Genomic DNA, 10,402 nt, shown 5'->3' on the forward strand with positions numbered 1-10,402 from the left:
TGGCAGTTCCCGGCTCGGCGTGGGCCCGGTGCTTGGCGGCAAGCAGGGATCCTATGTCGAAACCGGCGTATCCGCGCGCCTCGCATCGGGGCAGTTCGGGGTGACGCTGGGCGTAACCAACCTGTTCGATGCGGTCGGCAACCGCTTCGCGCTGGGCACGCCGTTCGCGCGCGACCAGGCGCAGCTCACGCCGCTGCGGCCCCGCACGATCCGGATCGGCATCGACCACGCATTTTAGGCCCGCCACAGATCCCTTGTCGTTTGCGCCGGGCGGCCCCAGATTTCTCCTGAAAGGTAAGCATGATGGTCTCGCCGATCCGCATCCTGCTGCAGACGACAATTCCGACGGTCGCGGACGATTGGCATGTCGGCCGTTTTTCGATGGTACGCGACTATCTGGCGGGGCTGGTCGATGATGATGGCGCGCCGCTGTGCGTGGTGACCGCGCGCGATCGCACGCCACCAGGCGCTCCCGATCCGGTGCTGTCCACGATCGACCGATCGGATTTCGACGAACTCTGGCTGTTCGCAGTCGATACCGGCGATGGGCTCGATGTCGAGGATTGCGCGGCGATCGGCCGCTTTCGGAAGAAAGGCGGCGGGTTGCTGATCACGCGCGACCACATGGATCTGGGAAGCTCGGTCTGCACGCTCGGCGGCGTCGGCGATGCGCATTTCTTCCACAGCAAGCATGTCGATCCCGACGAAACGCGCCACATCATCGACGATCGCGAGACTGCGGCGATCCTGTGGCCCAACTATCATTCGGGCGCGAACGGCGATTTCCAGGAGATCGCGATCGTCGGCGATCCCCACCCCGTGTTGCGCGATCCGGCGGCGCGCGATGGGCTTGTCCATTTTCTTCCGTCCCATCCCCACGAGGGTGCGGTCGGCGTTCCGCCCGACGATCCGTCCGCGCGGGTGATCGCGACGGGCACCAGCAAGGTGACCGGCCGGCGCTTCAACATCGCGGTCGCGTTCGAGCCGTCCGCTGATGGCGGCCCGGCCGTGGCCGAATCGACCTTCCATCATTTCGCGGACTATAATTGGGACCCGGCCATGGGTTCCCCGAGCTTTGTCAGCGAAGCGCCGGGTGACGGCCTCGCTCATTCGCCCGAGGCGCAGCACGCGATTCGGCAATATGTCCGGAATCTGGCGCTGTGGCTGGCTGGGCGGCCGGTCGAGGATCGCACCGAGCACCTCGATCATGCGCTGGACGAGGCGCTCGAAGAGAGCTTCCCGGCGAGCGATCCGCCCGCAATCAGCTGAAGCGCTGGATGCCCCGTGAGGATTCGAACCTCAATTAACGGAGTCAGAGTCCGTAGTCTTACCTTTAGACGACAGGGCAGCAGCGGAGGCGGCGAAATAAGCAAGCAGCCTTGCCCTGTCAACGCGTGGGATCGCTCCTCAGGCGCGACCGGTGACGCGGTGCCCGCGCCGCGCGGCTTGCCGCTGGGGCCGCGCCGGACTAATCAGGCGGCAAGTACCGGCGGCCTCGTGCCGATTCCGGAGAACATAAGAGACGGTAGATGGCAGAGCGTGCGCATCAAGCGGCGCAGGCGTCCGGCGGTACCCGTCAGGGCGCGGCACCCCCGCCCCGCACATCGCGGGCCGCGCCGATGCGCGGCACTTATGCCGCCCTCGATCTAGGCACCAACAATTGCAGGCTTTTGATCGCGCGGCCGGCCGGCGACGGCTTCGTCGTGATCGACGCTTTTTCGCGCATCGTCCGTCTGGGCGAGGGGCTCACCGGGTCCGGCAAGCTCAGCGACGCGGCGATGGACCGCGCGGTCGCGGCGCTGGCGGTCTGCGCGGACAAATTGCGGCGGCGCAATGTCACCTTGGTGCGCTCGGTCGCGACCGAGGCGTGCCGCCGCGCCACCAACGGCCGCGACTTCGTCGCGCGCGTCCTGGCCGAGACCGGTATCCGCCTGCAGATCATCACCGCCGAGCAGGAGGCGCGGCTGGCGGTGACGGGCTGCCACGCCTTGCTCGAACCCGGCACCGGTCCGGCCCTCGTGTTCGATATCGGCGGCGGCTCGACCGAACTGGTGCTGCTCGACGGCGAGAGTGGCGGCGCACCGCATGTCGGCGACTGGTATTCCGCGCCGTGGGGCGTGGTCTCGCTGAGCGAGAGCGAGCCGCATGTCGGCGACAGCGAGGAAGAATTGCGCGCCGCCTATATGCGGATGCGGGACCGTGTCGCCGCGGCGTTCGCGCCCTTCGCGACGACACTCAAGGAACGCGGCTTCGGCGCCGGCGGACGGCTGCTCGGCACCAGCGGCACGGTGACGACATTGGCGAGCCTGCACCTCGAACTGCCCAATTACGATCGGCGCGCGGTCGACGGATTGATCGTTCCGGCCGCTTCGATGCGGAGCTTGAGCCAGCGGCTTGCCGGCATGAATATCGGCCAGCGCGCTGAGCTCGCCTGCATCGGCAACGAGCGCGCCGATCTGGTGGTGGCGGGCTGCGCGATCCTCGAGGCGATTCTCGATCTGTGGCCGGCCGAGCGGCTGAGCGTGGCCGATCGCGGCATTCGCGAAGGCATTTTGCGGACGCTGATGGCGCACGAGTTCCGGACATGAGCCGGGGCGGATCCGGCGGGCGCGTGCGCGTCAAAACCGGGCGTGGGCGCACCACGGCGTCGACGCGCTGGCTCGAGCGGCAGTTGAACGATCCCTATGTCCGCAAGGCCAAGGCGGAGGGCTATCGCAGCCGTGCCGCCTATAAATTGATCGAGCTGGACGAGCGCTTCGGCTTTCTGAAGGGCGTCAAAAGCGTGATCGATCTCGGCATCGCGCCGGGCGGCTGGAGCCAGGTGGTGCGGCGCCAGCAGCCGAAGGCGCGGATCGTCGGTATCGATCTTTTGCCGACCGATCCAATCGACGAGGTCGTGATCCTGCAGATGGATTTCATGGACGATGCCGCACCCGCCATCCTCGCTGAGGAATTGGGCGGCAAGGTGGAGCTGGTCCTGTCCGACATGGCGGCCAACACCGTCGGCCATCAGCAGACCGATCATCTGCGCACGATGGGGCTGGTCGAGGCAGCCGCCTATTTCGCGGGCGATGTGCTCGCGCCCGGCGGCGCCTTCGTCGCCAAGGTGCTGGCCGGCGGCGCGGACCATGATCTGGTCGCCTTGCTCAAGCGCATGTTCGCGACCGTGAAGCATGCCAAGCCGCCCGCGAGCCGCAAGGATTCGTCCGAATGGTATGTGGTCGCGCAGGGCTTCAAGGGCGTGCCTGCGTCACTCCCCCAGGAGGTGGAGGACGACTGACCGCCGGTGCGGGTGGCGACGGTGCTCGAACAGATAGAGGCCCTGCCAGGTGCCGAGCGCGAGCCGGCCGTTCACCAGCGGAATTGTCAGCGAAACCTGAGTCAAAGCCGTCTTGAGATGCGCGGGCATGTCGTCCGGCCCTTCATCGTCATGTTGGTAGAGGGTGCGATCCTCGGGCGCGATCCGGCCGAAGAAGGCGACGATGTCGTCCTTGACCTCGGGCGCCGCATTTTCCTGGATCAGCAGGCTCGCCGATGTGTGGCGGCAGAAAAGCGTGAGCAGACCCTCGTCTAGGCCCTGTTCCGCGACCCAGCGGGCGACCTCGCGCGTGATCTCGTACAATCGCTGGCCCGAGGTCGCGATTTCGAGCGCGGTCGATGCCTGGCGCATCGCGCTCAGGCGGTAGCGCGCAGCGTGGCGCGCACACCATCATGGGTCGCGTCATAATCGACCACGGCCTTGAGCGTCGCCGCCATCGCGTTGACCAGTTTCGATCCGAGGCCGGTGCCCTTGATGCTGCCGTCGGCGGGCATGCCGCAGCCGTCATCCTCGACCCGCAGCAGAAACTTGTCGCCTTCCGCCCTGAGCTCGACCCGCACTTCGCCGGTCGCCGCCGGGCCATAGGCATATTTGCAGGCGTTGGAGACGAGCTCGTTGACGATCACGCCGACCGACACCGCCTTGTCGGTGCCGAGCGCGAGCGGTTCGGCGAGCAGAGTCAGGGTGCGCGGTGCCTCGGCCGTGGACCAGGTCTCCTCCAGGTCGGCGAGCAGCGCGCCCAGATATTCGGCCATATCGACCTGGCTGACCGATTCGCCGGTGTAGAGGCGGCGGTGCACCTGCGCGATTGCTCCGATGCGGCGTTGCGTGTCGGCCAGCGCGGTCTTGGCGCCCTCGCCCTCGACGCTGCGCGCCTGCATGTGCACCATCGCCGACACCAGCTGCAGACTGTTGGCGACGCGGTGATTGACCTCGTGCAGCATCGCCTGGAGCCGCTCGTTGCTCTCGCGCAATTGCTGCTCGGTCCGCATCTTTTCGGCATGCAGGCGCACGCGGACGATGCCCTGCTCGATCGCGCGGGCGAGCAGGTCGAAAAACTCCTCGCCGACCGTCTTCACGACATAGTCGATCGCGCCGGCCTTGAGCGCCGCGACCGCGACCCGGCTCTCCTCCGATCCGGTGACGTAGATGACTGGCGGCGGGGCGGGCAGCTTGCGCAATTGCTGGAGCGTGGTGAGCCCGTCTTGGCCTGGCATATAATGGTCGACCGCGATCAGATCGTAGGTGGTGTCCGTCGCCATCGCGACGCCTTCCTTGCCGCCGGTCGCGCAATCCACATGGAAACCGCGCCGTTCGAGCGCGCGCGATACGAGCCGACGCAGACCTTCGTCGTCGTCGATATAGAGAATGCGCGGGGCGTCGTCGGCGTCAGCCATTCGTCTCGGGAAGGTCGGGCACCTGGATCACGGACAGGAACAGGCCGAGCTGGCGGATCGCGTCGGCGAAGCTTTCATAATTGACCGGCTTGGTGATGTAGACGTTGCAGCCAAGGTCATAGCAGCGCTGGATCTCGATCTTGTCGTCGGTCGTGGTCAGCACCACGACCGGCGTGCGCTTGAGCGGGTTCCCTTCGGCCTTGATCTTGCTGAGGATATCAGTGCCGCTCATGTCGGGCAGGTTGAGATCGAGCAGGATCAGGGCCGGGCCGTTATGGGTCGGGCCGTCTGGCGCATTGAAGAGATAGGCGAGCGCGGTCGTGCCGTCGGTGAAATGCTGGATGTCGTTGGAGATGCCGGCGCGGCGGATATTCTTCTCGATGAGGCGGGCATGGCCCTCATCATCCTCGATCATGATGATGTTGACGGGCTGCTGGTTATTCATGACGGGTTTCCTTGCTCCCCTACGAACGCGACCGGGAGATTGATCCGGAACGTCGCGCCTCTACCCAATTCGGATTCCACACTTATCATTCCGCCGAGCCGATAGGCCAGAGCGCGCGTATGCGCGAGCCCAATCCCCTCGCCCGGCTGGTCCTGCTGGCCCGAGCGACGGAACAGGTCGAAGACGCGCTCATGATCCTTGGGATCGATGCCGCGGCCATTGTCGGCGATTTCGAAGATTGCACGCTGCCCCTCGGCCCGGCCGCGTATCTCGATCCGGCCCTTGCGGCCCGGCACCATATATTTGACCGCATTCTCGATCAGGTTGCTGACGATCTGTTCGACCGCGAGCCGATCGCTGGTGATGCCGGGCAGGTTGGGCGCGACCGTGAAGTCGATATTGAGTTCATCGATACGATGACGCTGCGTATCGGCGACGTTCTGGAACAAGGCGCTCATGTCGAGCCGCTCGGGCGCGATCGGGCGGCGCCCCTCGCGCGACAGACGCAGGATCGCGTTGATCAGCCGATCCATCTTGTTGGTGGAGGTGCGGATGAATCCGATCGCCTCGGGCAGATCCTCGCGCGCGGCGATGCGGGCGTCCTTGTCGATCAGATCGGGCGCGCGTTCCTCGACCCTGTCCATCATCGCGCCCAGCCTTTGGGTCGCGCTTTCGAGCTCGGAAGTGAAGCCCATCACGTTGACGAGCGGCGCGCGCAGATCGTGGCTGACGATATAGGCGAAACGCTGAATCTCGTCGTTCGCGCGCTGCAGGTCCATCGTGCGTTCGCGTACCGCGCCTTCCAGGTCTTCGTTGAGCAGGCGTAGCGCGTCGCGCGAGTTGGCAAGGTCGCGCGTGTAGCGCGAGATCAGCCACATCGATCCGCCGCCGACCAGCACCAGGATGATTCCGGCGACCGTGACCGTGATGTAGAAGATGTGGAGGCTGGACGCCTGCGCCTCATCGCGGATGACGAGCAGGCGGTTTTCCTCCGCGCCCATCGCCGTTGCGATGGTGCGGATGGAGCGCATCAGCTGCAGGGCGACCGTAGCCCGGAATTGCGCGATGGCCGCGTCGCGATGGCCCGTGCCGGCCAGCGCGACCGACTGGTCCATTATCGCGATATCGCGGCGAACCAATAACTTCAGGCGGGCGATATTGTGTTGCTGCAGTAGGTTGTCGCTGGTCAGCGCGCGCATTCTCGCCAGTGTCGGCAACAGATCATTCCGCGCTTCGAGATAGGTCTGCAGCGTATTGGGAGCGCCGGAGAGCAGATAGCCGCGCCGACCGGTCTCGGCCCGCTCGATCACTGCGTTGAAGTGCGACAATTCCTGCTCGACGGCATAGGTATGCTGGACCCATCGGGAATGAGCCTGGGTTTCCTGGATCGACTGGAACGCGCTGATACCGGCCGCGAGCAAAGCGATGAAGCCCAGCGCGACCGCGCCAACGACCAGCCGGTTGAACCAGCGATCCGTGACGGTGACGTTCTTGATCGAAAAAGCCACATCTGCCCGATAGTTGGATCGTGCTGTGATGCAAGTCTTAGAGCCTGATCGTTTGAGGCGGAAGCGCTGTGCGCTTCCGCCGATGACGGGAATCAGGCTCTATTCAAGGTCTAGAGCACGATTTCGAAACTGGCGCCCTGATCGGCCGGGCCCAGCGCGATCGTGCCGCCATGCGCGGTCACGATCCGGCGGGCGAGGCTGAGGCCGACGCCCGTGCCGCCGCTTTTGGTCGTGAAAAAGGGCAGGAAGATCTCCGCCGCCAGATCGGGCGGAATGCCGGGGCCATTGTCGCGCACCGAAAGCATCGTCCGGCCGCCTGCCAGCAGCCGGATCGACAGCGCGACGCGCGGATCGGGCGCATGCGATGCCGCCGCTTCCGCACCATTTTTGAGCAGATTGATCGCGACCTGGGCGAGCAGATCGGGATCGGCATCGAGTGCGACGTCGGCCGGCTCGATCACAAGGTCGAGCGGCACGTCACGACCGACATCCGAAGCCGCGAACAGGCGCTGGAGTTCGCCTGCCCAGGGCGCAGCCGGGAAGCGGCGCCGTTGGACCACGGGCGCGCGGCTGAAGGCGCGATAGGCCTCGACGAAGTGCATGATGCCGGCCGCGCGCCGCGCCAGCGTCTCGATCGCCATGCGCGCGTCCTCGACCGCGGGATTATCGTCCGCCGAGACGTCGGCCATCAGCCGCGCCGCGCTTTCGGCAAGGCTGACGACGGGTGTCATCGAATTCATGATCTCGTGCGTCAGCACGCGCACCAGATCTGCCTGGGCGGTCAGCTCGACCGCCGATAATTCGTGCTGGATCGGCTGGATCGCGACGATCGTGAGCGGACGGCCGAGCCGGTCGAGCGCGGCGCGCGAGACCATCGCGCGCTGGGCCGCGCTGTCGATGCGCAACGTGATCACCGTACGGCCGCCCGCATCCCCACCGCGCATCGCCGCGACCAGTTCAACGCCATAAGGCGCGAAATCCTCGATCCGGGTGCCGGTCAGCCGGTTGAACAGCTTGCGTGCCGCCTTGTTGGACAAGGTGACCCGATCCTCATCATCGATCAGCAGCAATGCAGCGGGGGATTCGTCGGCGAGCGCGGCGTGGACGCGGGCTTCGTCGCTGGCATGGGCGCGTTCGGCGCGCAGCTGGCGCATCGCGTCGCTCAGCGCCTGGCCGAGTTCGTCGAAGCCACCGCCGACGGTGCGGCCGAACCCCTGGTTGAAGTCGCCGTAACGCAGACCCTGGACGAAGCGCGCCACCTCGCGATTGGTGCGGCCGATATAATGCCACAGCCCCCAGACCGCCCCGGCCACCAGCACGCCCGCCACGATCCGCGCCGCCGCGAGATTGGGCGCCCACAAGGCCAAAGCGAGCGCGGCGACCGCCGCCAGCAGCAGCAGCAGGCGCCAGCCGAAGCCTACCGCGAAATTGCGTTCAAAGCCCATGCTTCTCCATGCGGCGATAGAGCGAACCGCGGGTCAGGCCGAGTTCGGTCGCGGCCGCCGAGATATTATAGGCATGCTTTTGCAGCGCGCGTTCGATCATCTGCTTTTCGGCCTTGCCGAGGTTGAGGCCGGCATCGACGGGCGCGACCTGCGGCAGCGCCTCGGGCGAGACACGCAGCGCAGGTGCGGACCGCGCGAGCGGGAAATCGGACAGGCCATACGCCTCGCCTTCGGCCAGGATCACCGCGCGTTCGGCGGCATGGCGGAGCGCGCGGACATTGCCGGGCCAGTCATAGCCCGCCAGCGCCGCCAGCACCGAGCCGGGCAACGCACGCGCCGGCTTGCCATATTTGCGCGCGTAGAGATGGAGGAAATGTTCGAGCAGCTGCGGTACGTCCTCGGCGCGCTCGCGCAAGGGCGGTAGCTCGATCTCGACCGTGTTGAGTCGGAACAGCAGATCGGTGCGGAACACCGCCGGATCCTCGATCTGCTCGGCGCGCAAGTTGGTGGCGGAGACGATCCGGATGTCGATCGGCACCGGTTTGTTCGCGCCGACCGGCGTGACCTGGCGCTGTTCGAGCGCGGTCAGCAATTTGGGCTGGAGGTGGAGCGGCAGGTTGCCGACCTCGTCGAGGAAGAGCGTGCCGCCGTCGGCCGCCTGCATCCGCCCGATCCGGTCGGCGCGCGCGTCGGTGAAGCTGCCCTTCACATGGCCGAACAGCTCGCTGTCGATCAGATGCTCGGCGATCGCGCCGAGATCGACCGACAGCATCACCTTGTCGGCGCGATGCGAGCGGCGGTGGATCTCGCGCGCGACCAATTCCTTGCCGGTGCCGTTCTCGCCCGTGATCAGCACATTGGCCTCGGTCGGCGCGGCGCGGTCGATCAAGGCGAGCACGCGCCGCATCGCCGCGCTGTCGCCGAGCAGCGGTATCTCGCCCGCCGCGGGCATGGCGATCGCCTGCGCCTTGGCCTTTTCGACGCCGGTCGCGCGCCGCTGCGAGCGTAGCGCGGCCGCGGTGCGCACGGTCGCGAGCAGGCGTTCGTTGTTCCACGGCTTGCTGACGAAATCGGTCGCGCCCTGTTTCATCGCCTCGACCGCGATCTGGACACCGCCGTGCGCGGTGATCAGCACCACCACCGCCTCGGGATCCTTCTCCAGGATACGGCCGAGCCAGAGGAAGCCCTCGCGCCCATCGGTCGCGCCGCGCATGAAATTGGCGTCGAGCAGGATCGCATCGGGCGATCGTTCGGCGATCACCTCCATTGCCTGGCTCGGCGATGGCGTGGTCACCACCTCCGCGAACAATTCGCGCAATAGCAATCGCGCCGCCAGCAGGATGTCGGCATCGTCGTCGATCACGACGCACAGATCGAATTGGGGTTTGTCCGCCATCATCACTTCCCGGTTAGCTGGTAGCCATCGGGGCCAGACCAATCAACAAACGTGCCAGACTGTCCGGTCCCGGACGGAAAAGTGTCCGCCTGCGATCGACGGCACATGGCATGGTCAGCCGCCGCCCGGCTATAACTATAATTAAATCAATGACTTGATTAAGTTGGCACAGCCGATGCTCTGTTGGAAACTATCGGCAATCACGCCGATCCCTTCTGGGAGCAAGCAAATGAACCGTCTGTCCCCCCTCGCTTTCGCCGGCGCCCTGATCGCTACCGGCCTGACCGTCATGGCCAGCGCGCCGGTCCAGGCCGCCACCGCGCATGTTCACTATGACGACCTCGATCTTTCGACCGCTGGCGGTCGCGCAACGCTCGACAGCCGAGTGAGCCACGCCGCCCACGCGGTCTGCTGGATCGAGAACCCAACCTTGAGCGCGTCTGAAGCCTGCCGCCGTGCCAGCATCGCCAATGCCCACGCCGCGGTGGATCGCGCGATTCAGAGCCAGAGCATCCAGCTGGCGTCGCGCTGATGCCGTCTGAAGCCGCCGCCTGTCCGCTGCCGGACACTCGATTGTCCGAAATCGGACAGGCGGATGGCGAGACCGAACCTTTCCCTGCCGTGAACAGCCTCTGGCACGATCTCTGCTTAGGTCTTTTTTCATGAGCGTCGTCCGTATCAAATCCGAACCCAAAGGCGCGTTGAGCGGCGGCATGGATCGTGTCATCGAAAAAAGACGCCTGCCGGCCTGGGCGAAATATGTCGCTGTCGGTGCGGTTGTTTTGCTGCTCGCGCTGGGCTGGTATCTCGCGCCGCGCGGCAACCGCCAGTCGGTGCAGTCCGACCGCCTGACCATTTCCGAAGTGCGCAACGGCACGTTCGACGATTTCCT

Annotated in this window: 10 protein-coding genes, 1 tRNA gene and 2 pseudogenes; 6 read left to right on the top strand and 7 right to left on the bottom strand. The window is 65.9% G+C overall.

Annotated features, from left to right (window positions below):
- A pseudogene (locus tag VK533_RS12520) lies at positions 1 to 238 on the top strand (TonB-dependent receptor); the annotation flags it as partial.
- A gap of 62 nt (positions 239 to 300) precedes the next feature.
- Positions 301 to 1,269, top strand: coding sequence for a hypothetical protein (locus VK533_RS12525; RefSeq protein ID WP_324378135.1), 969 nt, complete (start codon positions 301 to 303; stop codon positions 1,267 to 1,269).
- Positions 1,270 to 1,274: 5 nt separating this feature from the next.
- Here VK533_RS12525 and VK533_RS12530 read toward each other — a convergent pair.
- A tRNA-Gln gene (locus VK533_RS12530) sits at positions 1,275 to 1,348 on the bottom strand.
- A 181-nt stretch (positions 1,349 to 1,529) separates the two neighbouring features.
- Between VK533_RS12530 and VK533_RS12535 the strand changes: the two genes are divergently transcribed.
- The gene (locus VK533_RS12535; protein WP_324378137.1) at positions 1,530 to 2,588 is read left to right on the top strand and encodes a Ppx/GppA phosphatase family protein; all 1,059 of its coding nucleotides are present in this window, start codon (positions 1,530 to 1,532) and stop codon (positions 2,586 to 2,588) included.
- Positions 2,585 to 3,280: an RlmE family RNA methyltransferase gene (locus VK533_RS12540; protein ID WP_324378139.1), complete on the top strand. Its 696-nt coding sequence runs from the start codon at positions 2,585 to 2,587 to the stop codon at positions 3,278 to 3,280. Before VK533_RS12535 ends, VK533_RS12540 begins: the two co-directional genes overlap by 4 nt.
- Here VK533_RS12540 and VK533_RS12545 read toward each other — a convergent pair.
- From VK533_RS12545 to VK533_RS12570, 6 genes are all read right to left on the bottom strand, one after another.
- On the bottom strand, positions 3,251 to 3,670 hold the full coding sequence (locus VK533_RS12545; protein WP_324378141.1) for a secondary thiamine-phosphate synthase enzyme YjbQ: 420 nt from the start codon (positions 3,668 to 3,670) through the stop codon (positions 3,251 to 3,253). The genes VK533_RS12540 and VK533_RS12545 overlap by 30 nt on opposite strands.
- 5 nt (positions 3,671 to 3,675) lie before the next feature.
- Positions 3,676 to 4,716: a sensor histidine kinase gene (locus VK533_RS12550; RefSeq protein ID WP_324378143.1), complete on the bottom strand. Its 1,041-nt coding sequence runs from the start codon at positions 4,714 to 4,716 to the stop codon at positions 3,676 to 3,678.
- Positions 4,709 to 5,161: a response regulator gene (locus VK533_RS12555; protein ID WP_324378145.1), complete on the bottom strand. Its 453-nt coding sequence runs from the start codon at positions 5,159 to 5,161 to the stop codon at positions 4,709 to 4,711. Before VK533_RS12555 ends, VK533_RS12550 begins: the two co-directional genes overlap by 8 nt.
- A complete protein-coding gene (locus VK533_RS12560) occupies positions 5,158 to 6,669 on the bottom strand; it encodes a sensor histidine kinase (RefSeq protein ID WP_324378147.1) in 1,512 nt (503 codons plus the stop codon). The genes VK533_RS12555 and VK533_RS12560 overlap by 4 nt, the downstream gene beginning before the upstream one ends.
- Before the next feature lie 110 nt (positions 6,670 to 6,779).
- Complete coding sequence (locus VK533_RS12565) at positions 6,780 to 8,114, bottom strand: sensor histidine kinase (RefSeq protein WP_324378148.1); 1,335 nt, start codon at positions 8,112 to 8,114, stop codon at positions 6,780 to 6,782.
- A complete protein-coding gene (locus VK533_RS12570) occupies positions 8,104 to 9,510 on the bottom strand; it encodes a sigma-54-dependent transcriptional regulator (RefSeq protein ID WP_414712305.1) in 1,407 nt (468 codons plus the stop codon). Before VK533_RS12570 ends, VK533_RS12565 begins: the two co-directional genes overlap by 11 nt.
- A 229-nt stretch (positions 9,511 to 9,739) precedes the next feature.
- Between VK533_RS12570 and VK533_RS12575 the strand changes: the two genes are divergently transcribed.
- Both VK533_RS12575 and VK533_RS12580 read left to right on the top strand, forming a co-directional pair.
- On the top strand, positions 9,740 to 10,042 hold the full coding sequence (locus VK533_RS12575; RefSeq protein WP_324378152.1) for a UrcA family protein: 303 nt from the start codon (positions 9,740 to 9,742) through the stop codon (positions 10,040 to 10,042).
- A 130-nt stretch (positions 10,043 to 10,172) separates the two neighbouring features.
- Positions 10,173 to 10,402: pseudogene (locus tag VK533_RS12580) on the top strand (hypothetical protein); the annotation flags it as partial.

This window comes from Sphingomonas sp. (genome assembly GCF_035317925.1).
GTDB lineage: Bacteria > Pseudomonadota > Alphaproteobacteria > Sphingomonadales > Sphingomonadaceae > Sphingomonas_I.

What these genes read in the sequence shown, in the direction of transcription:
- VK533_RS12525 (WP_324378135.1), top strand. Translation starts at nt 301, where the DNA reads ATGATGGTCTCGCCGATCCGCATCCTGCTGCAGACGACAATTCCGACG.
- VK533_RS12535 (WP_324378137.1), top strand. Translation starts at nt 1,530, where the DNA reads ATGGCAGAGCGTGCGCATCAAGCGGCGCAGGCGTCCGGCGGTACCCGT.
- VK533_RS12540 (WP_324378139.1), top strand. Translation starts at nt 2,585, where the DNA reads ATGAGCCGGGGCGGATCCGGCGGGCGCGTGCGCGTCAAAACCGGGCGT.
- VK533_RS12545 (WP_324378141.1), bottom strand. Translation starts at nt 3,670, where the DNA reads ATGCGCCAGGCATCGACCGCGCTCGAAATCGCGACCTCGGGCCAGCGA.
- VK533_RS12550 (WP_324378143.1), bottom strand. Translation starts at nt 4,716, where the DNA reads ATGGCTGACGCCGACGACGCCCCGCGCATTCTCTATATCGACGACGAC.
- VK533_RS12555 (WP_324378145.1), bottom strand. Translation starts at nt 5,161, where the DNA reads ATGAATAACCAGCAGCCCGTCAACATCATCATGATCGAGGATGATGAG.
- VK533_RS12565 (WP_324378148.1), bottom strand. Translation starts at nt 8,114, where the DNA reads ATGGGCTTTGAACGCAATTTCGCGGTAGGCTTCGGCTGGCGCCTGCTG.
- VK533_RS12570 (WP_414712305.1), bottom strand. Translation starts at nt 9,510, where the DNA reads ATGGCGGACAAACCCCAATTCGATCTGTGCGTCGTGATCGACGACGAT.
- VK533_RS12575 (WP_324378152.1), top strand. Translation starts at nt 9,740, where the DNA reads ATGAACCGTCTGTCCCCCCTCGCTTTCGCCGGCGCCCTGATCGCTACC.